The organism is Pontibacter qinzhouensis (assembly GCF_008017455.1).
Taxonomy (GTDB): Bacteria; Bacteroidota; Bacteroidia; order Cytophagales; family Hymenobacteraceae; genus Pontibacter; species Pontibacter qinzhouensis.
In genome coordinates, this window is record NZ_VRTY01000005.1 from 68,965 (window position 1) to 91,229 (window position 22,265).

Genomic DNA, 22,265 nt, shown 5'->3' on the forward strand with positions numbered 1-22,265 from the left:
AAACACTTAATTACAAACACAAAATGAAAAATTTATTCAAATTTGCCGTTGTTGCTTTCGCTGTTGTTACTTTCACTGCTTGCAACGATGCAGCTACTACTGAAACAGAAGCTACAGAAACTGAAGTAACTACTGAAGAAGAAGTTGCTCCTGTAGAAGAAGTTGAAGTTGACACTACTGTTGCTCCTGCTGATACTACTGTTGCTCCAGTTGAGTAATTTTAAAACAGAACTGCAGTAGATTACTTATAGTTCTAAATACACACAAAAAAGGCTCTGCACTTCGGTACGGAGCCTTTTTTGTATTTTATGTTTTCGGAGTTTCAGATACTAGATGCCAGACTAATCTCCTGTAATAAAAGCCAGATTTACTCATCTGCCCAATCGAGTTTTTTCCCTTTCATCTCCAAATTTCCAGATCTTCAAATCAAAAATTAACTCATTAGCACATTCACCAATTAGCACATTAACCAATTATTCTAATGAAAATGGTCTTCCAAAGGTAATTTGTGCTTCGGAAGGCCAAGGGTTGTTTAGGTGGATCAGGCTTTGGCTTTGCGGCGATTCATTTCGTGGCGGATAAGTGAGAACTCGCGGCTGCTCTGACCGGCAATGGCGGTGTTCTCGTTGGCTCTGCGCAGCAGGTAAGGCATAACAGCCTCTACTGGTCCGTAAGGCACATATTTGGCAACATTATAACCTGCTTTGGCCAGATTAAACGAAAGGTTGTCGCTCATGCCGAAAAGCTGGGCAAAGTAAATTCGCTCGTCTGTAGGTTGTATGTTCTGAGCTGCCATCAGGTCGAGGAGCAGGTAGCAGCTTTTTTCGTTGTGCGTGCCATTGCAGATGGCTATGCGGTCGAGGTGCTGCATGCAAAACCGAAGCGCATAATCGAAGAGCGCATCAGATGCCTCTTTTGTTGGATTAATCGGGCTCGGGTAATTTTGCTCTTTAGCACGCTCGCGTTCTTTCTCCATGTAAGCGCCCCGCACCAGTTTAGCACCAAGGTAATAACCCTGGCGAAGCGCCTGCTCGTAATCACGCTTTAGTACATCGAGGCGATCGTGGCGGTATAGCTGATAGGTGTTATATACAATGGCGCTGTCTTTATTATAAAGGGCCATCATGTCATACGTAAGGTTATCAATGGTGTCTTGTATCCAGCTTTCTTCGGCATCTATAAACACCCTGACACCGGTTTCGTGACAGCGCTTGCAAATGGCATTTACGCGATCACGGCCTCGTTCAAAAGCGCCTTGCTCATCGGCACTCAGTTCCTGCTGCTGCTGCACCTTTTCGAGCAGGTTTATGTCTACAAGGCCGGTAACTTTGAACACCGAAAACGGAATGTGCTTATTGCCTCTTGCTTTTTCTACTGTTCTCAGAATTTCGTCGCGAGTAGTGTCAAAGCTTTTTTCGTCGCCTTCACCTTCTACCGAATAATCCAGAATAGTACCAATGTTGTACCTGGCCAGCTCCTGTATGGCCTTTTCTGATTCCTGAATTGTTTCGCCGCCACAGAAGTGGTTGAATATGGTAGGCTTAATCAAAAATTTAACCGGCAAATGCAGCTTAATGGCTGTATTTAGCAAGCCTCCTCCCAGTTTTACAAATGCGTTGCTGTTCATGGATTTAAACATCCAATACATTTTAAGCAATTCAGCATCCGATTTAGAAGAAAAAGCAACAGCAGTGTTGTCGAAAGATACGGTTGATGTAGGGTTCATTAGGTTTTAGCTAGGGTACGCAAAGATACTGTTTGGCGGTGATTTTATAACGAAACTGATATGCTGAAAATGCTTCTTCTAAAAATAATTAGGTGTTTCAGCCGCTGTAAAAGCTAAATATCTTGTAGCCTGCCCTCTGAACAGAAGTACAGGTTACTGTTTTGATCATACAAACAGAAGGGGGTAAAAGTTCTGAGAGCTGCCTATTCGCTTAATTTAAGACGCCAGAGATTAACTTGTCAGAATAATCTGTGAAAAAGTACCATCTACAGAAGGTAGAAATAACCAGAGAAAGAATCAGAAGAATAACCTGCTCAAACCAATTGAATAAATATTAATTTTTCAATAAAGCAAAGTGTGTGTTGAAAAATCAGAACTGAATACGAATTTTAACTGCAAAACTAAAGAAAAGAACCTGCAGGATATATTACTGCCTGCAACTAGCAAGCTCCTGGCGTCAGGCACTTGCATTTTATTAGGAGTAGGTGCAAAAGTAACAACACCTACCTGCGTCTGGTTAAATGATAGGCGTTGTTGCGCTGGCGAGAGTAAGCAAAACAACGTCACTTTCTGCCGGAGTTTTGCTTGTCAGTTCGAAAACAGCGTGAGGCTATAGGCAGTGACACAACGTATCGTAGTTTATGTTTTCTAACCTATAAATCGTAGAAACTGCGTGTTGTTTTTCTAAAGATGGTGCCATTTCTGATTTCGATAAGGTAAGACGCAGTTAATATAGCGGCTTTAAGCTTTGTTTGGTGCCGGTTTTTTGGTACGGCTGCTGGAGGTGCGCCGGCTAGGTTTACGTTGGATGTACACGGCCGATGAACCTTTGTCGTCTTCTTTCCGAATTGTAAAAAGATCTTTGTGCGCTTTAATGAGCTGTATGAGCTGGCTAAAGCCAAAGGTACGCGGGTCGAAGGCAGGGTCGAGTTGGCGTAATGCCATGCCCATAGTGCCGAGGTGTGCCCAGCTATCTTCTCCTACGGCCATGCTGTAAGCCTCTTTTAGCATCGGAACCGGGTTCGGTCGCTGGTTTTCCTGACCAGAAGGAGTGTTTTTGTCAGCTACAGCAATCTTCTGTTCATCAATAGTTTCTGTTAAGTTTTCGGTGTAGATAAAAATGTTGCAGGCGTTTACAAAAGGTTTTGGTGTTTTTCGCTGCCCAATGCCCATCACAAAATTCCCTGATTCGCGTATGCGCGTAGCAAGGCGGGTATAGTCGCTGTCAGACGACACGATACAGAAGCCATCTACAAGGGCGCTATGCAGCAGATCCATGGCATCAATGATGAGGGCACTATCGGTAGCATTTTTACCAATCGTGTAACGAAACTGCTGAATAGGCTGTATGGCGTGGTTGTTCAGGCAGTCTTTCCAGCCGTTCATTTGAGGCGTTGTCCAGTCGCCGTAGATGCGCCTGATGGTGATAGGGCCATATTTGCCGACTTCAGCCAGTAGTTTTACAATCAGATTAGGCTGCGCATTGTCGCCATCTATCAGCATGGCCATGCGTTGCGGTTTTTTTTCGGTGTAGGGGTCAGTCATATCAGCATGCTTTTAAATGGCAACAAGGTAAAAGAGCCATTTTGAGCTATATAGTTTTTATGTTATACTTATAAAACCAGAATTGGTATACGATGCAAGTTACGGAGAAGCTTTTACACAGGCGTATCTTGCCGCTTAATCTCTGCCGTACCCGCTATTTTACCTGTTTTCTGGCTTCTGCAAAAAATAAAAAAATGTTATACACAATCAAGATCGGCTAAATAACCAGGCCCATGTTAAAAGCGCAGGTATACAACTCTAAAGAACCGCTGGCACATACTTATTCCATTATTGCCCGCGATCCTGTAGCAGGCGAGATGGCTGTGGGGGTGCAAAGCCATTGGTTCTCGGCAGGCACAACTGTACCCTGGGTAGAGGCCGGCGTAGGTGTGGTGGCTACACAATCTTTTGCAAACAAATCGTTTGGGCTGAAGGGGCTCGCGTTGTTAAAAGCAGGCAAATCGCCACAAGAAGTGCTGGAGACGCTCCTTGCTGATGATGAGGGGCGGGAGGTGCGACAGGTGGCTGTTTTAGATGCGCAGGGGAGAGCGGCAGCCCATACAGGTAGCCAGTGCATCCGGTACGCAGGGCATGTTACAGGCAAGCAGTTTTCGGTGCAGGCCAACATGATGCTAACGCCCAAAGTATGGCAAGCCATGGCCAAGGCATTTGAAACAAGCGCCGGAAAGCCATTGGCAGAGCGGGTGTTGCAGGCCCTGGAAGCAGCCGAAAAAGAAGGCGGCGACATCAGGGGCAGGCAATCGGCGGCGCTGGTGGTGGTGCAGGACAAAGCCAGCCAGGAACCCTGGAACGACAAAACCTTAGACCTGCGCGTAGACGACCATGCGCACCCGCTCGAAGAACTGGCAAGGCTGCTTAAAATTTACAGAGCTTACGAGCACATGAACAAAGGCGACCTGGCTATGGAGCAGGGGCAGATGGCGCAAGCTACGGACGAATATGCAAAGGCTCAAGCCATGTACCCCGAGAACCTCGAAATGAAGTACTGGCACGCCATTACCATGGCCAACAGCGGGAACATCAGCTTTGCGCTTAAGCTGCTTCGCGAAGTGTACTGCAAGGACCGCAAATGGCGTGACCTCACCTCCAGGCTCCCTGAAGTAGGCATGCTCCTCCTGCCCGAAAAGGATTTAGCTAAAGTGCTGGAATTAAGTTAGGGAGCTGCGAGAGGTTGAGAGTTTTGGCACAGTCAATTATCCAAAATTCCTTCATCGTAACCATTCAACAATTTTACCATTCCACCACCTGAAAGAATCAATTACCATCGATTACGAGTTAACCATCAAATTATTTGAATGAAAATGGCCTTCGGAAGGATTTTGGATGAAAAAGGGTCAAGGGTAATCGGTACAAATTAGAGGGTAGGTTCTTTAAGCCTGCTGATTTTGATGGTAGATACTTACACAAAAGATGTTTCTGCACAAGTACCCTTTAAAAAACCAACAGTAATTTCAAAAATCATTCCTATATTCCGTTTTTGAAGTTATACCATTAAAATTTCCGACCTCTTTCCTCATGCTATTCAAAACTACACTTCGTACAGCGCTACTGGCAGTGGCTACTGTTGTGGCTCTACCTGCCATGGCCCAGCAAAACTATGCCGCAGATTCTATTACCATCCGAAAAATTTACGACAATGCCCTCACCAGCTACGAGAGCTACGATAACCTGCGCTACCTCACTAAAAAAATCGGTAACCGCCTTAGCGGCTCTCCGCAGGCAGCTGCTGCCGTAGAGTGGAGCCGCCAGGTAATGGATAAAATGGGGCTGGACCGTGTGTACCTGCAGGAGGTGATGGTGCCGCATTGGGTGCGCGGCGAAAAAGAAATTGGCCGTGTAACCAATTCGAGAGCAGGTGCTGCCGACATGAACATTGCGGCTCTGGGAGGCTCTGTGGGTACAGGTGCCAAAGGAATTAGCGCGCAGGTAGTGGAGGTGAAGAGTTTTGAAGAGCTCGAAAAGCTGGGGAAGAAAAAGGTGCAGGGCAAAATTGTGTTCTTTAACCGGCCTTTCGATAACACCCACCTCAATACCATGCAAGCCTATGGCGGTGCTGTAGATCAGCGCGGAGGCGGTCCGGTGGCAGCCGCTAAACTGGGGGCTGTAGGAGTGCTTGTTCGCTCAATGGCCAACGAGGTGCAGGAGGTGCCGCATACCGGCAGTACCCGCTACCAGGAGGGAGTTGCAAAAATTCCGGCTGCCGCTATTAGCACAAAACATGCAAACCAGCTCAGCGATCTGCTGCAAGATGACCCGCAGCTGAATTTCTACCTGCGCATGACCTGCGAAACCCTGCCCGATGTGCTTTCTTATAACGTGATTGGCGAACTAAAAGGAACCGAGAAACCAGAAGAAATTATTGTAGTAGGTGGCCACCTCGATTCGTGGGATCTGGGCGAAGGTGCGCACGACGATGGCACTGGCTGTATGCAGTCGATAGATGTGTTGCGCATGTTCAAAGAACTTAACATAAAGCCTAAAAGAACTGTACGGGCTGTTTTGTTTATGAACGAAGAAAACGGCTTACGTGGTGGCTTGAAATACGCGGAGCTGGCCAAGAAAAACAACGAAAAGCATATTGCTGCCATCGAGTCTGATGCCGGTGGTTTTACGCCACGCGGCTTTGGTATAGATGGTACCGCTGCTCAGTTTGCCAAAGCAAAATCGTGGCACAACCTGCTGACACCATACGGCCTGCACGACCTGAACCGCGACGGTGGTGGTGCTGACATCGGGCCGCTAAAAGGACAGGGAACCGTTGCCCTGATCGGTTTCCGGCCAGATTCGCAGCGCTACTTCGACTACCACCACACCGAAATAGATGTGTTCGAAAACGTAAACCGACGGGAAATGCAATTAGGCTCCGCTTCTATGGCTGCTTTGGTGTATTTGCTGGCAGAGTACGGGTTTTAGGTTTATAGTAAATTTTTCATCTTTATTCATTCAAAATCTTCTTCTTCCAAATTCTAAAATTAAAATTCAGCAACCAACAATTATTCTAATGAAAACAGCCTTCCGAAGCTTTTCAGGCAAAAAATGGTCAAGGGTTCAGCCTGGCTTGCATTCTTTTACGGGAGCAGGAGGGAGCTGTCGCCGTAGCTCAGAAAACGGTAGTTGTTGTTGAGGGCGTGCTGGTAAATAGTGCGCCAGTTCTCACCTACAAGTGCCGATACGAGCAGGAGCAGCGTGCTTTCCGGCTGATGAAAGTTGGTGACAAGGCCAGAGCAAACCCTGAACTCGTAACCAGGCGCGATAATAACCTGGGTGCTGGCATGCAGAAACTCCGACTGCTGCTCTTCGAGGTACGTTAGGATGGCTTGCAATGCTTCCGGGGCGGTGGGTGGAGTAACCGTTTCGTAGGGCAGCCACTGGTTTATGAGCAGTGCATCTGGTGCCAGGTTCGGGTTCTGCCGCAGGAGCACGCCCAGCCAGTACAGGCTTTCGAGGCTACGCATGCTAGTGGTGCCGACCGGTATAATCGGGCTGCCCAAATGCTGCAGCACCTGCTTCACTACCTGCTTCGATACCATGAGTTGCTCGGCGTGCATGTCGTGCGCTTCCATGGTGTCGGCTTTTACAGGCTTAAATGTGCCGGCACCTACGTGCAGCGTCAGGTAGGCCAGGCTGATATGCTGCTCTTGGAGTTGTTGCAGCACGTTATCGGTAAAATGCAGGCCTGCCGTAGGAGCTGCAACGGCTCCCTGCTGTTGCGCATACACCGTCTGGTAGCGGGTTGTGTCGTCGGGGGTGAGATCGCGGTTCAGGTAAGGGGGCAGGGGCAGGCGGCCGCATCGCTCGAGTACTTCTGCAAAGGCAAGTGCCTCCGGCGCCCATGTAAACCCAATCAGGAAATGGCCTTCCTGCTGCGAGAGCCGTTCTGCGGAGAGTGTGCCTCCCTCGAAGTGCAGGTGTAGCTTTTCGCCTTTCCAGCGTTTGTTATTTCCTACCAGGCACTTCCAGGTACTGTGGCTGGTTTGTTGCATGGCTCTCTGCACTTCGCGGTGCGGGGCAACCGGCTCAAGGCAGAAAATTTCGATTAACCCTCCTGTTTCTTTTTGGAACAGCAGCCTTGCCTGCACTACTTTGGTGTTATTAAAAACAAGTAAGGTTTGCTGCGGCAGTAGTTGCGCAATATCTTTAAACTTACAATCTGTTAGCTGGCCGCCCTGGTAGTGCAGCAGCTTAGAGTGGTCGCGCTGCGGCAGCGGATATTTGGCTATTTTATCTTCTGGCAGCTCATACACAAAATCTTTTATGGCCAGCTTTTTTGGGTCAATCATGCAACAGGTGGTGTTTTGGCCACAAAGTTACTGACAACTTCGCATACTTTTATAAAAGTTAGGCAACGGACCTGCAGGCATACCAGTTGCAGCTGCACCGGCTTCTCTTAATAATCGGCATCCTAACTTGCCGGAATTAGAAATGGCTTAGCTTTGAGAAGCAGGGTGCAGGTATCAGGGCACAGGACTTTTTTAAATCTTTCAGTTAAAATTGAAAAACAGGCTTTGAATTCTGAAAAGCTATGCCTCAGTTTAGATAGACTGCGACACCACTTATCGGAAATGAACAGTTGATTTTACTCATTAACAGGATTAAGATAGAATCTTAAGTTTTATGTTCTGCATCTTGTGTCCTATAACAGGTGGTCGTAAAGTTCGAATTCCGAACAGTTGTGCCACAGTCTATAACATGCTGATAAATTTAATTGATAAAATACTATATATAAAGCTTGTGAAATAATAAATATGTATTATTATTGTACTGTTTTTGTAAAAAATTGATTTTAAAAACGTTTCATATTAATTATTTTTTAGTATAATGATGTAGCGCAGGTAATTATATGTGCTATCAGCTTTAAGCTTTTTTAGTTTGATTCTGGCAGCCAGCCTGAATAAAGATAAAGTAAGGTTGCTGAACTAGGGAGCGATAAAAGCCTGATTTTGTGCTTATGTGCCTGGTACTGTTAACTGCCTCCACTACACCTGTAGTCAAAAGAACGTCTGTCATTTCTTCTTCTCCGGGCTAAGCCCTTCTAACTCATGCTTTTCAGGCTTTAGCGGAGCCTCTGTAGAAGCTGTTTTAAATTATTTAAATAAAAAAGCCCTTCCAAAGGTATTTACACTCCCCAAGTGTCGAGGGTAAGTACGAGGTTGCTGGCTTTTTATGGACTTATTTTTACTTCCGCGTTTAATTATTTCCTTAAAGAAGTTTTCATTTAGACACCCACAAAATGAAATCGGTACATGTTACAGTAGCCACGGTGCAACGATGCCTGGTCTTTCTGATGGTTGCCTGCCTTTTTGCTTGTGCGCAGAAAGAGCAACAGCAAAAAATGCTGGTGTTGCACACTGCTGATAAGAGCAGGCTGGAGCAAACCCAGCTTTACCTGCACGCTATTCTGGAGCAGGCAGAGCAGCAATCGGTGCTGGTGGAGATATCCGATGACCCTGCTGTGCTACACACGGCAAACCTGCAGCAGTATGGCGCTGTAGTTTTTCTGAACCTGCCGCAGCTTGCGCTAAGCCAGGAGCAGCAGAAGAGTTTTAAAAGTTACCTGGAGCAGGGTGGTGGCTTTATCGGGATTGCGTCTGAACCAACTGCTGCCACGAACTGGCACTGGTATGCCAGCCTCTACAGCACAGCGGGAGAACACGCCAAGCCAGATGTGCTGCTAACTGCCGCCAACAGTCCCGGTGCACCTGCAGCTGGTCTGTTCAGGAGTTTTGTCTACAGTGGTGGCAGAGTGTCGGTGCTGGCTGCCGGGTTACGTGAGGCTGCCGTACAGGCACCAGGCTTTACAGATCAACTGGCAGAGGCTATACGGTTTACGCTAGGCGCTACAAGTGCTGAGTCCAGGCATCTGCAGGAGCTGAGCCGCTACCACTATGCCGTGCTAAACGACGACCTGAAAGAACCCATGGAACTAAGCATTGCCAGCAACGGGCTTGTGCTGGTGATAGAGCGCGAAGGAAGCATCTTTCAGTTCGACCCCATTTCTAACAAAACGAAAAAGATTGCCACGCTGCCTGTAGATGCCACAGAATCAGGGCACGGTTTGCAGGGCATTGCCATTGACCCCGAGTTTGAAAAAAATAAGCAGGTGTATTTCTTTTATACACCACCTAAATCGCGAGGAGCCGTTATGTATGTGTCGCGGTTCACGATGGTTGCTGATGGCCTCGATCTTGCCTCAGAAAAAGTACTGCTGAAAGTGCCTCTTGAAATAAACCAGAGTGGCCACTTAGGCGGATCGCTTTCGTTTGATGCCAAAGGTAACCTTTACATTTCTACCGGCGATAATTCTGTGGCACTGCACTCTGGTGGCTATGCTCCCATAGATGAGCGACCAGGCCATACTTATAATGATGCCCAACGCTCCGCTGCCAATACCCACGATTTAAGAGGCAAAATTTTGCGTATTACGCCGTTACCAAATGGTTCTTATGCCATACCAGACGACAACCTGTTTCCAAAAGATGGTTCTCAGGGTAAGCCGGAGATTTACGTAATGGGGTGCCGAAACCCGTTTCGGATTGCAGTAGATAAGCCCTCGGGTATTTTGTATTGGGGAGAGGTAGGCCCCGATGCAGGAAAAGACAGCACGCGTGGTTCGCAGGGCTACGACGAAATAAACCAGGTGCGGGAGGCGTGTAACAACGGCTGGCCTTACTTTATCGGCGATAATTACCCTTATGCTGCCCACGACTTTGCAACCGGAAAAACAGGAGCCATGTTTAACCCGGCGGCTCCTGAAAATCATTCTATCAATAACACAGGTGCTACTAAACTTCCGGCTGCTGCCCCTGCTTTTATCTATTACCCCTACGCGCCATCAAAAGATTTTCCGGAGCTTGGCGAAGGAGCACGCTGTGCTTTAGGTGGCCCTGTTTACCATTACGATGCTGCCTCTACCTCCGGTATTAAGTTCCCTGAATACTACGACAAGGTGTTATTTATAGGCGACTGGTCCCGCAACTGGATAAAAGCAGTTTACATGGACGAAAACCACGACTATGTGCGAACAGAAGCGTTTATGCCTAAAGTTGCCTTTGATAACCCCATCGATATGGAGTTTGGGCCTGATGGGGCTTTGTATGTGCTGGAGTTCGGCGACCCCTGGGGCATGCTTAAAAAAGGAGGCAAACTGGCCCGTATCGAGTACAACAAAGGAAACAGGCCGCCGGTTGCCGTAGCCTCAGCCAGCCAAACCATAGGTGGCGTACCGCTAACGGTACAATTCTCAAGCAAAGGCTCTTTCGACCACGACAAAGGCGACGCCCTGCGCATACAATGGACACTGAACGGCAAGCCTTTCGGCCAGTCCGCTCCAGATCCTGCCTTTACGTTTACAAAGCCTGGGCAGTATATGGCTGTGCTCACCGTTACCGATAAAAAGGGCATGAGTTCGCAGCGTGCCATTAAACTTAAAATAGGCAATGCAGCACCTGTGGTTAATATAGCCTCTGCTGCCAACCAATCGTTTTACTGGCAAAAAGGTCAGCCTTTTGATTACCAGGTGACTGTTACCGACCCGGAAGACAAAGCGATAGATCGGGCCGCATTAATCGTAAGCATGGATTACCTGCCACAGGGCAACGATGTTCCCGGATTACTCATGGAAGGTCAGCAACTAGGCGATGCAGGCGCAGTAGCTGCCAATGAGCTAATAAGTAAAAACGACTGCATGTCTTGCCACACGCTAGACCATAAAGCCATTGGCCCTGCCTTTTTAGAGGTTGCTAAAAAGTATAAACTAACCGATGCCAATGTTACAAAACTAGCCAGCAAGGTAATACAAGGGGGTGGGGGAGCCTGGGGAGATGTTTCTATGAACGCCCATCCGAAGCTAACACAACAGGAGGCTACTGCCATGGTGCGGTATATTATATCGTTAAACAAACCTGCGCCCAAAATTCGGTCGTTGCCTACTTCGGGCAGCTTGGTTCTGAACAGGCACGAAGATGGCGGTACCGATGGCAAATACCTGTTTAGAGCTGCTTATACCGACAAAGGTGGTCCGAAAGTAGATCCTTTAACAGGGACAGCTGAAATTGTGCTGCGCCACCCGCACATAGAAGTTTTAGGTTTTGATGCTTACCAGGGCATAGCCAAAGTTATGGCAGGAGAGGGTGCTCCTTACCTGGGCCAGATAGACCACGGCGACTACCTGTTGCTGCAGCAGGTTGATTTAAAAACAGTAGAACAGCTAACTCTAAGTTTTGCTGCACACAATACAGCAGGTTATATAGAAGTTCGGGCAGGTTCGGTAAAAGGCAGTGTTATTGGGCAAGCCGAGTTTAAGCCTACCGGTAGCTGGAGCACCTGGAAAACAGTGCCTGTTGCCATAGAAGCTGTACCCGGCAAGCAGGATTTGTACTTAGTCTTCAGAGGGCACTCGAACTTAAAAGATAATTTGCTGCGCCTGCGGTGGGTAGAATTTCAGCAGAAGAAGACTAGTAAAGGCTACATGGCTGCGGTTGCAACGCATTAGTTTCGCCTGCTTTAGTCTTCTGTAGCAGCCCTGTATGCAGCTACCCTGTAGCAGGAGTAGAACAACCTGGAAAACAGGAAGAAACAGGGAGCTGCTGATATGCCGAATTTTAAAGAGCAGAAAGAGCATGAGCAGCAGAAGCCTTCGTAGGTGCTAAAGCTGGTGCATGCTCACAGCAGAAACGGAGGTTATGAAGCTAAAATCAGCTAAGTAAGCGGCCTCCCTTTTTTAGGCTTAAACGTGGCTGTGTTTAGTTTATCTTATAGGCCATTAAAGCATGGGGTGTAGACCCTTGGCAAAATTTTTACGGAAAGCCTTTTGGAGGCCGTTTCTGTTAGAATAATTTGAGTACCCCAATAAAATAACACTCTATTACACCACTAACTTCGATAGGGGCAAGGTTAATTTGTAGTAGAAGTCGAATTGGCTGAAAGGTTTTTTATCTACAATAAGGTAAGGCATCGTTGCCCGAATGGCGCATTCTCCATCCAGTTCCTGCCGATCTCCAATAAACAGGCATTCTTCGGGCTTCAATCCAAATTTTTCTGCAAGGTAGAGCAGGCCCTGAGGGTTTGGTTTAAGCTGGTCTATGTCGGTGTCGGTAGAGCAAACCACCAGGTCAGCCTCTAGTTGCATGGCTTTTAACTTTTCTTCGGCTTTATAGTCGGAGTAGATGCCTATTTTAACCTGGTGTTGTTTAAGGGTATCTATAAAAGCTTTTACTCCCGGGTACATACAAGCGTGCAGGTATTGGTTCGGGAACTCAAACATCCAGAAATCTACCACCTGCCTTATTCTCGATATTGTAAAATCACCTTTATCGGCGCACCATTCGTACTGGGCCTGCTCCAGGTTACCGGTAGCATAGCCTGCTCTCTTTTCTCTTTCGGCCCTGAAATGGTGCAGAATAGCCAGGTCTTTCAGGCGCCATGGCTTGCGTGCGTAGTGGCTCAACAAGGCAAACAGCATTTTCTTTCGCATCCTCGACTGTGTATACAACGTGCCGTCTACATCAAAAATAACTGCTTTCGTTTTTTGTAAATCGATTGTAAATTCCATGTGGTAATACTAACAGGCCCTGAAGAGATAGTGATTTCTGACGTATGTTATGCAAGTACTGTACAAATGTTTGTGCCGGGGCAAAACAAATGTAATTTAAAAACTTACTTCCGACTAATAGCTGGGCCTGCTTCCTTTTTGGCTACTCCTTAACATCCTTCCCAGGTCGTGCTTAAAACTATTTCCGTTTCGAATAATGGATTTTTAGCGCATTTAAGCCTGGTGCTCAGGTTGAGCCTACCAAAATCTTCTTTGTTTATCCAGGTAGTGCTCTCAGCTACTTATGTCTTTTATGCGGGAGCAAGTGCGGCGGTATAAAAAGGTTCACAATGGGATATTGTGGTTCAATTTGGGATGTTTTGAAGCCGGCAGTAGCTGCCTTTCCGTTAGTTGGAGAATAAGTACAATCTAAAATAACCGAATTACAAGCGTTTGTGTATTGTTTTTAGAATATATAGTGTGCTGGCATGATTTTGATTTAAATAGAAACAGAATCTATGGTTACAGGCAAGCCGGTGTGGCAGGCAGCATAGCTTAACAAATCAAAATTAACTAACACAAAAATTACTACAAAAGGCATGGAAACAGTTTTTAGTTTGCCTAAAACCGCTGCGCAAGACTTAGCTCTTAAACCTGCAGGCTTAAAGGAGTATGTGGCAATTGCCCGACCCGATCATTGGTTTAAAAACATTTTTATGTTCCCCGGAATGCTGTTCGCGTTTCTGGTATACGATACAACGCTGGATGCCAGTTTGCTGTTACGGATAGTAATTGGTATTGTAAGTACCTGCCTGATTGCTTCGGCCAATTATACTATTAACGAGTACCTCGATGCCGAATTCGACCGTTTCCATCCGGAGAAAAAGAAACGTTCGGCGGTTAGAACGATGCTGAACCCGAGGTTGGTTTATGCTGAGTATGCTTTGCTGGCTGTGCTGGGTCTTGGCTTGTCGTACTTTATCTCGATGCAGTTTCTGGTGCTGGAGGCGTTTCTGCTTTTTATGGGTATTATGTATAACGTAAGACCCTTCCGCACCAAAGAGCGCGTGTACCTCGATGTACTTTCTGAATCGGTGAATAACCCGATCAGGCTGGCCTTGGGCTGGTTTATATTTGTGCCTGCTGCCTTGCTGCCCGCTAGTTTATTAGATCCAGCCTGGGCCTTTATTCCGCCAAGTAGCATAATTCTGGCTTACTGGATGGGTGGCGCCTTTCTGATGGCAACCAAACGTTTTGCGGAGTACCGTTACATTAACAACCCCGAACTGGCCGGACTATACCGCAAATCGTTTAAGCGCTACACGGAGAACAGCCTGCTTATTTCGATGTTCTTCTACGCCCTTACCTCTGCATTTTTCCTGGGTATTTTCCTTATCAAAAACAAAATTGAGCTGCTCATCAGCTTTCCGTTCTTCGCCTTGCTTTTTGCCTGGTACCTAAAAATCGGTTTGCGCACCGACTCTGTTGTGCAAGGTCCGGAAAAGCTGCACAAAGAGAAGTCGTTTATGCTGTACGTGGTGCTGTTTACGGTGCTGCTCATGGCGCTGGTGTATGTTAACATCCCGCAGCTAAACTGGTTCCTGAAACAGTCGTTTTAACAACAGCTAAACGGAAGGCTTCAATAGCGCCTGGCACCGGCTTTGGCTCGGCCTCAGGCACCTGTGCTGGCAGTTACAAGGTGGCCGGGCCCTTGGCACTTACAGTTGAAAAAAGCTTCGGAAGGGCCATTTCATTTAAATAATTTAGTTATACACACAGGTGTGCTTTACCTAACCAGGTAGTGCCTTTACTTTGATTAGCAGCATGTAAAAGGTGAAAACTAAGTTTAACAATTTGATACATAACAACTGAAAAAATTACTCTGTTCTATGAAGCAAACGTCCTACGATTTGGTAGTGGTTGGCACTGGTTTCGCATCAACTTTTTTTCTTCAGAAGTACTTAAGCAAAGCCTCTGCTCAGGTAAAGGTGCTGGTGTTGGAAAAAGGATATTTATATCCGCATGGCGAACGACTGAAGGAAAAGCGGGGAGAAGCAACACCTTATGCTACTATAAATCCTGACCACGAAGATGTGTTCGAGAACTATAACAAGGAGAAGGAGTGGTTCTTTTCGCAGGGGTTTGGCGGTAGCTCTAACTGTTGGTATGGCTGTACACCCAGGTTTATGCCTTCCGACTTTAAAATGAAAACCTTGTACGGCGTAGCCAACGACTGGCCTATTACTTACGACGATCTGGAGCCGTATTACACGCAGGTAGAAGAAATTATGTCGATTTCGGGGCCAGCGGGTACACCGTTTCCAAAGAGCTCGGCCTACCCTTTGCCGCCGCACCTGTTTACAACTGTGGATAAGCTGTTGCACAAGCACTACGGCAACCTGTATATAAGCCAGCCAACAGCGCGAGCCCGGCAAGCTGTAAACGGCAGAAATGCCTGCTGCGCCAGCACTGTGTGCTCTGTGTGCCCCGTTAACGCCAAGTTTACGATAGAGAACTCCAATATGGGTGTGTATGAAGATGCCCGTGTGGAACTGCTGTATGGCGCGGAGGTATATAGCCTGGATCTGGAGCAGGGGCTTGCCCGCAAAGTAAACTTCGAGAAAGACGGTAAAGAGTATCATGTGGCAGCAGAGGTGGTAGCCCTCGGTACCAATGCCCTGTTTAATGCCAACATACTTCTGAACTCCGGCGACAGTAACCCATTTACGGGTAAAGGAATAGGAGAGCAGCTCGGTTTAAAAGTATCGGTGTACCTCGATAACCTGGAGAATGTGGGTGGGAGCACCTGGGTAAATGCCAACGGCTATATGCTCTACGATGGCGACCACAGAAAAGAAGTGGCCGCTTGTTTAATGGAATCAAGCAACGAGCCTTACTTTAGGCTGGAGCGCGGCAAATGGCGCCACATTGCCAACTTCAGAATGGTGTTCGGCGACCTGCCTGCCATGGAGAATTACGTAGCCACCATGCCAGACCGCATGAAGCCAGCCGTGCATTACAAAGGCCCATCGGACTACACGCTCCGGGGAGTGCAGCACATGAAAGACAAATTGCCCGATATATTTTCGTGCCTGCCTGTGGAGCGCATCGAGTACCACGATCCGTACCCGTCGGAGGCGCACATTTTAGGTACCTCCAGAATGAGCAGAACTGCAGCCGAGGGTGTGGTCGATCAGCACCTGATTCACCACCAGTACCGGAACCTGTTTGTGCTGGGCAGTGGCAGCTTTACCACCTACACGCCCTCCAACCCAACGCTTACGCTTTCTGCCTTGTCGCTTTTTGCAGCCGATAAAAGTTTTTAAGGTTCCGCAAACTTGAGGCAAGTTACGCTAGCCGATACTACTGCCCGGCCGCACCAGCAGCCAGATTAGTTTATTATTACATGATGTTCCATGAAGAGAAGACGCTTTATAAAATTATCGGGCTTAGGCGCTACAGGTCTGGCTGCCATACCTAGTGTAGGCTTTGTATATACTACTATTCACGATGCTGCAGTAGGTGTTATTTGCAACGAACTCCATTACCTGAACCTCGATATAGCAGGAGTAGAGCAGTTTGTGCAGGACTATTACAAAGCACACTTTATAAACGACGACCTGCAGGTGCAGCTCAAAATGAAAACCTACTACCACCTGGGAGTAAAGTCTACTGACTCCTACCTGGTAAAGGAACTGGTGTACGACTACCTGGCGGCAACAGACTTTTTTATAAACAAGATGGACGAAAGCAAGCAGGTGAAATATCTCGGCATCGTGAACAGGTTCAGCCAGCCATGCTCACATCCGTTTTCGCATTTTCATTATCCGCCTGATGTGGTGTAAGCTTTTAGCTCAGACCAAAGGCGACCCAGCCAATTTAGGAAATCGGTAGCCTGGTTAAAGTTTCCAGGTGGAGGCACTTTAACATACCCTTGGGTAAATTTTGCTGAAAAAGCTTCGGAAGGCTGTTTTCATTTGAATAATTGAGTTTTGCATGCCAATGGCTGATGATCAACTGACTGGATAGTTAGGAAATAAAGTGGTTAGTATTTCCGGTTTCTGAAAGAGAATCCGCTGCTACTTCTGCTACCATTAAATACCCTTAAATAAACATTTTTGCAGATAGTCTTTACCTGCTCTGCTAGTAATAAAAAATATCTTAAACGGTTATGGGAAACCCTTTACTCTCTTACAGGCAAGTGTTAACGGCGCAAAGTGTTAACTACTATAACTTTCTGAATGAATACACGACACCTGAAAAATATGCGTCTTCTATTCTGAAGTATAAGATATTTTGTTGCGTGTGGGCCATTGCTGCTATTTTCCATATGGCCAACGCAAATGCTTTTACAGGCAACCTGACTTACTTTTTGTTTACCTGCGCCGCCATTGCCCTTATTGCAAAACCATCTTCTATGGTGAGGCTGCTGATTTTTATCATCATGCAGATGTACCAGGCCTATGCGGAGTTACCTGTTATCAGTAACCATTGGCTAATTACAACTTTCGTGAACCTGACCATTTTGCAGGCCTTTGTTTACCTGATCGTAAAGCGAAGAAGTTTTTACATAGACAAAGCCGAGTTGCTAGACACCTTTGCGCCGCTGGTGAAAATGGAGCTGATTGTGTTGTACTTCTATGCTGTTTTTCATAAGCTGAACGCCGGCTTTTTCGACACGGAATCGAGCTGTGCCGTTGAGTTTTTGATGTTGCAGAACAACTACTACAATATTTTGCCCTCCAGCAAAACCTTGTTAACGCTCAACATATACGCCACTTTACTTATAGAAACGTTAATTCCGGTGCTCATCATTATTCGGAGAACGCGGGCCTGGGGCATTCTGTTGGGGCTCTTGTTTCATTGCGTACTTGCCTACAACCCTATAAATGGCTTCTACGACTTCTCATCTATGATTTTTGCTTTGTACTTTTTGTTTACAGGTACCAAGTTCAGCAACAATGTGTACGCCCACTACGAAAAGTTCTTACGCCGCAAAATTAACATCAAGAACCAGCTGCTGCAGTTTAACCTCTTAAACTTTGTGTTGTTTGTGTTTTCGGTGGTGTGTTTGCTGCTGCTGGTGCATTACTACAACAAGCTGTTTCAAGACTATTTCCGCCATATCGTCTGGACGCTGTACAGCCTGACGTATATTGTTATTTTTGCGCTCTCTATTCGTTCTGCTGAGAAGCCGGACCGTAGCAACTCGTTTACTTTTGCGCATTATTCGCTGCTCCTGTTCCCGGTGCTGGTTTTTCTGAACGGCCTTTGCCCGTACCTGGGGCTCAAAACAGAAGCCTCGTATGCCATGTTCTCGAATTTACGAACCGAAGCAGGAGAGACGAACCATTACCTTGTGCCGGCTAGTACACAGCTTTTCGATTACCAGAAAGATGTGGTGGAGATTAAGGGCTCCACAGATCCTGAGTTGCAGCAACTGGCAGAAAGTGGCAAACTGCTAACCTTTTTCCAGTTCCGGACAATGGTGCGGAACACCATGCCAGTAGAAATAACTTACGTCCGCAACGGAGAGCCACAGGTATTCGAGCTGCACCAAGCCTCGCTAAGCCCGGAACTGTTGCAGAAAGACTGGTTTGTGCTGGAAAAACTGATGCGGTTTCGCACGTTCTATAGAAACGGCTATAGCCCCTGTTCCCATTAGCGGGTTGCCGGTGTTACCATAAAAATTTTGAGAGGCTTCGGGAGTAGTAGCAACTAAACAAGTAAGGGTTGTTGCGAACAAGCTGCCTCTTGCAGCCTATTAGTAGAGAGCCATTTTTAAGATGAGATATTTGTTTCTAGAATTGCACAAGCAGAAAAAGCTTTTTCAGGTAGTAAAGTTTGGAGTAGTAGGTGCCTTATGTGCGGCCCTCGATATGTTTTTGTTTATCCTGCTTTTTGAGTACCTCCACCTCAACTACCTGGTAGCTAACTTCAGTTCTACGTGCCTGGCTATTCTGCTCAACTATTTTATTTCAAAAAAATGGGTGTTCAGAAGCGGTAAATACTCAAATAAAGTAGAACTGGCGGTGTTTGTGAGTTTTTCGCTGGTTGGGTTGCTTCTTAACCAGGGCCTGATCTGGTTATTTGTAGAACACAGCCTGCTCGACCCGAAACTGGGTAAACTCCTGGCCATTGTGCTGGTAGCGATCTTCAATTTTATTACGAAAAAAGCATTTGTGTTTAAAGGCTAAAGCACTTGAAGAGTTAAAACTTAAGGTCTCGGTGCTCATTCAATAGTCAGAATTCCGTTTTCTCTTTCTTTTAAGTCTCTAAAAAACCATTTAACCATTAAACAATTTTACAAGCAGCAAATAACAACCTGCAAACAAATTATTCTAATTAAAATGGCCTTCTGGAGGTAAAACAGTGCGTTTCCATCCAAGGGTCTATCGCAAGTTTTTAACTACTTAACTGCTGTTACGCAGTAGGGGCAGTAATTAGCTTTGTAGCGGCGTTACATTGTAACGCCGAGGTTGCAGAATGAACAAGACCTTTCAATTTGCTGTCCCGCCTGTTAACCCGCCATTTTTTTATTACTGGGGCTAAAGCAATCTGCTGGCAAGGGCGTTACAATGTAACGCCGCTACAGAAGCAGACAGGTGAGTGCATTATGTAGAAATGCGCATTTTTGAACCGCAACTGCGTAACATCAGTACTTAAGTAGAATTACCTCAACTAGTACCATTATTACAGCCTGCACCATGATTACGAAAAAAAGCTTCCGGGCCCTATTCATACTGTTCCTGTTATTGCACACGGTGTTAATTCTGAACATCGATTTTTTTCCTTTTTCAGATGTGCCTAATCACCTGGCAGAAGGAGCCATTTTCAGGTATTATAACGAAGGGTCTAATTGGTTTAAGCAGTATTACACGCTGCACTATCTGTTCTACCCCAACACGTTTCATTTATACTTTTTCTCTTTCCCTGTTTTTCCTGATGTAGAGGTCGCCAACAAGGTGCTGCACCTGCTTATTGTGGTAAGCTTGCCGGTGCTGGTGCTGCTGGTTATAAGAGAGTTGAAAGGGAACATCTGGTTTGCGCTGGGGTCCTTTTTGCTGGTGTATGGGTATAACCTGACCTTTGGCTTTACAGGCAATGCTGTGGCCAACAATGTTATTTTGCTGCTCATCTGGTTCTGGCTTCGCACTATAAACCAAAAAAGCAGTGCTGTTGGTAACATGGGAGCCATTTCGGTTTTACTCTTGTTTGTTTACTTCCTGCATGCCATGGTAGCCCTTTTCTGCCTGCTTATGATGTTCTCGTTTATCGCGTTCAGGTTCAGAGGCAATTTTGTAAAGCTGGTGCAGTACTCGCTGGCGCTGGTACCACTTGGTTTGCTGGTGCTGTACTGGTGGTTCTTTATTCAGAATGCCGTAGAAAGCAGCACTGCCTATAGCACCCAGGAGACTTCCACCCTGGCCTACATGAAAGAGTATTACAAAGCGGAGTTCTGGCAGACGTACCTCGACCGCACCATGTTTTTGTATGCCGATAATGCACAGCTTTTTATAGGTAAAATAGGAAAAGCGACCGGGCTTTTACTGACAACCTTTATTTTAGCTCCTATTAGCCTGTTGCTCTACAACTTTTTGTTTACCCGGAAGCGCAGCATAAACTGGAGCAGCTTTCTGAAAACCGATGACACCAGCAATTACATGCTGCTCTTCTTAGCCGTGGCTGCCGGCTGCTATTTTCTGTTGCCAATTCGCATTCCGGGTCAGGAGCCATTGTATGAGCGGTTCTCCACAATCCTTTTGCTGGCACTCATTTTTATAGGCTGCAAAGTGCCTCAAATAAATGGCAGGTTCTTTTCTTATGCTGCAAGTGTGGTGGCGCTGGCACACCTGCTGCTCTGGGGCGATTATTTCCGTCAGTTCGACCAGGACAACAGCACCTTTGCCGAAGTTTTACCTACCGACAACGACAAAGTGCTGACTTACATGAACTACGATCCAGCCTACAGAGGCCGCAACGTGTACGATCACTTTCAGAATTACTTCATTGTCTGGAACAGGGGCATTGCCACCAGCAAAGTAATCGACTACAGGTTTGGCATGATCAGGAGGCATGAGCAGGGCGACCTGCCTTACCAGGAGCACATGTATTATAATTACGACCCTGAAGACATGATAAAGAAATCGGATTATATTCTGGTGCGTGGCGACATGTCAGAGCCTCACCAACAGTTGCTCGATTCGCTGGGATATTTTGAAGAAGTAAAAAATGTGGATAAGTGGCATTTGCTGAAGAAAACAGGGAATAAAATAGCGCTGGAATAAAACGCTGTTATTGCCGCACTTTTCTGTTCCAAAACTCTATAGCTGACAGCTTTACCCATATCTGCCGCAGGTTTTTAATCTGCGGCAGTTTTGTTTTCTGCCTGGTTAAAATATGCTAACATTGTATGAGCAAAGGAGTGTGGTAAGTTGATAGAGCTTAAACTCTCCCTTGCTGATACTGTAGAGATAAGAAACGGAAATTATTCTAATGAAAATGGCCTTCCGGAGCCTTTTCAGGTGCCGGAAGGCCAAGGGTAAGGTTGCTAATTGTAATGTAGTAGCTATTACCTGCCAGGTAACTTGCGGTGCTACAGGTGCCTTATAAAAAATTGCGGGCTAACTTATTGTAGGTAGTATCTTTTGTCAGTATCTCTGATGGTGTTAGGTTGCTCAGGTAACGTTCCCAGGCAAAACTTTCCCAGATGTGGTGCAGGTAGGCTTCTTCAAAATCTTCCTGCTCCTCAAACAGCAACGAAATTCCTTTTGGGTCCCAGAGCGGAAAATGAAAGTGTTTCGGGCTTAATATCTTTACCAGATCCGGGTTTTGTTTTGCCAGCGCCAGCGGTACCTCCACCGAGTGCTCCGACCAGTACTGATCGCGGCCTACCGATCTGAAGTTTTTATAACTTTCCAGCCAGAGTTCAATAAACTTGCTTTTGGGTTCAGCCATCATTACGGCATTGCACAAGCCTTGTATCTTACTTAAGTACCCTTTGCCTGTCGATATTTTTTTGATCACCTTTAGCGCATACTGCCACTGGTTCAGATAGGCATTTTCGACTCTGAATTCCTGCCCGATAACAAATGAGTTGTTGTAAAATTCCTTGAGCGGTTTTTTGCAGATTACATCCGCATCCAGGTAAACGCCACCATGCTCATAAAGTGCTTTTAGGCGTACAATATCGGCTTGGTGGGCTACATTGTGCAGCTTATTTCCGAAGATCTCTTTCGGGGCGTCAATTTTGATCAGTGTTATTTCAGGCTTTATTTTGTCCCACCAGGTTCCTTCCGGCTCAAACTGGTAATGAAAGTAAACCTTATCGGGTTTGTTAACTTCTATTGCTGATTTTATGGCCAGGTAATGAGAAAGTGAGAAAGGCCGCCCTCCAAAATTAGACGACATTCCAAAAACAAAATGAAATATATTCGGGATCAT

The 22,265-nt window shown here is 46.4% G+C and carries 15 protein-coding genes; 10 read left to right on the top strand and 5 right to left on the bottom strand.

Annotated elements, in window-relative coordinates; genetic code table 11:
* Window positions 1–23 precede the first annotated feature (23 nt).
* On the top strand, window positions 24–218 hold the full coding sequence (locus tag FVR03_RS02245) for a hypothetical protein (RefSeq protein WP_147920133.1): 195 nt from the start codon (window positions 24–26) through the stop codon (window positions 216–218).
* 323 nt (window positions 219–541) lie between these two features.
* On the opposite strand, the gene FVR03_RS02250 is transcribed toward FVR03_RS02245, so the two are convergent.
* Both FVR03_RS02250 and FVR03_RS02255 read right to left on the bottom strand, forming a co-directional pair.
* The gene (locus FVR03_RS02250) at window positions 542–1,726 is read right to left on the bottom strand and encodes a proline dehydrogenase family protein (RefSeq protein WP_147920134.1); all 1,185 of its coding nucleotides are present in this window, start codon (window positions 1,724–1,726) and stop codon (window positions 542–544) included.
* Between the two features lie 741 nt (window positions 1,727–2,467).
* A complete protein-coding gene (locus FVR03_RS02255; RefSeq protein ID WP_147920135.1) occupies window positions 2,468–3,271 on the bottom strand; it encodes an NYN domain-containing protein in 804 nt (267 codons plus the stop codon).
* A gap of 233 nt (window positions 3,272–3,504) precedes the next feature.
* On the opposite strand from FVR03_RS02255, the gene FVR03_RS02260 reads away from it, so the two are divergent.
* Both FVR03_RS02260 and FVR03_RS02265 read left to right on the top strand, forming a co-directional pair.
* On the top strand, window positions 3,505–4,449 hold the full coding sequence (locus tag FVR03_RS02260; RefSeq protein ID WP_147920136.1) for a DUF1028 domain-containing protein: 945 nt from the start codon (window positions 3,505–3,507) through the stop codon (window positions 4,447–4,449).
* Window positions 4,450–4,807: 358 nt separating this feature from the next.
* Window positions 4,808–6,205 (top strand): M20/M25/M40 family metallo-hydrolase, encoded by a 1,398-nt coding sequence (locus FVR03_RS02265; RefSeq protein WP_187270009.1) that lies wholly within the window; start codon window positions 4,808–4,810, stop codon window positions 6,203–6,205.
* 155 nt (window positions 6,206–6,360) lie between these two features.
* Here FVR03_RS02265 and FVR03_RS02270 read toward each other — a convergent pair whose 3' ends face one another.
* Window positions 6,361–7,572 carry an S-adenosylmethionine:tRNA ribosyltransferase-isomerase gene (locus FVR03_RS02270; protein ID WP_147920137.1) on the bottom strand — a complete coding sequence of 404 codons (1,212 nt, stop codon included), beginning with the start codon at window positions 7,570–7,572 and terminating at the stop codon, window positions 6,361–6,363.
* Between the two features lie 950 nt (window positions 7,573–8,522).
* On the opposite strand from FVR03_RS02270, the gene FVR03_RS02275 reads away from it, so the two are divergent.
* On the top strand, window positions 8,523–11,783 hold the full coding sequence (locus FVR03_RS02275; protein WP_147920138.1) for a PQQ-dependent sugar dehydrogenase: 3,261 nt from the start codon (window positions 8,523–8,525) through the stop codon (window positions 11,781–11,783).
* Window positions 11,784–12,155: 372 nt separating this feature from the next.
* On the opposite strand, the gene FVR03_RS02280 is transcribed toward FVR03_RS02275, so the two are convergent.
* Complete coding sequence (locus FVR03_RS02280) at window positions 12,156–12,842, bottom strand: HAD family hydrolase (protein ID WP_147920139.1); 687 nt, start codon at window positions 12,840–12,842, stop codon at window positions 12,156–12,158.
* A gap of 578 nt (window positions 12,843–13,420) precedes the next feature.
* Here FVR03_RS02280 and FVR03_RS02285 point away from each other — a divergent pair.
* The 6 genes from FVR03_RS02285 (at window position 13,421) to FVR03_RS02310 (ending at window position 21,109) form a co-directional block, all read left to right on the top strand.
* The gene (locus FVR03_RS02285) at window positions 13,421–14,440 is read left to right on the top strand and encodes a UbiA family prenyltransferase (protein WP_147920140.1); all 1,020 of its coding nucleotides are present in this window, start codon (window positions 13,421–13,423) and stop codon (window positions 14,438–14,440) included.
* Between the two features lie 270 nt (window positions 14,441–14,710).
* Entirely contained in the window at window positions 14,711–16,147 is a 1,437-nt protein-coding gene (locus FVR03_RS02290; RefSeq protein ID WP_147920141.1) for a GMC oxidoreductase, read from the top strand.
* 90 nt (window positions 16,148–16,237) lie between these two features.
* Window positions 16,238–16,666: a hypothetical protein gene (locus FVR03_RS02295; protein ID WP_147920142.1), complete on the top strand. Its 429-nt coding sequence runs from the start codon at window positions 16,238–16,240 to the stop codon at window positions 16,664–16,666.
* A 326-nt stretch (window positions 16,667–16,992) separates the two neighbouring features.
* Entirely contained in the window at window positions 16,993–18,486 is a 1,494-nt protein-coding gene (locus tag FVR03_RS02300) for a hypothetical protein (protein WP_147920143.1), read from the top strand.
* Between the two features lie 130 nt (window positions 18,487–18,616).
* Window positions 18,617–19,018, top strand: a complete 402-nt coding sequence (locus FVR03_RS02305) for a GtrA family protein (protein WP_187270010.1) — start codon at window positions 18,617–18,619, stop codon at window positions 19,016–19,018.
* Window positions 19,019–19,528: 510 nt separating this feature from the next.
* Complete coding sequence (locus FVR03_RS02310) at window positions 19,529–21,109, top strand: hypothetical protein (RefSeq protein WP_147920145.1); 1,581 nt, start codon at window positions 19,529–19,531, stop codon at window positions 21,107–21,109.
* 319 nt (window positions 21,110–21,428) lie between these two features.
* On the opposite strand, the gene FVR03_RS02315 is transcribed toward FVR03_RS02310, so the two are convergent.
* Complete coding sequence (locus FVR03_RS02315) at window positions 21,429–22,265, bottom strand: glycosyltransferase (protein ID WP_147920146.1); 837 nt, start codon at window positions 22,263–22,265, stop codon at window positions 21,429–21,431.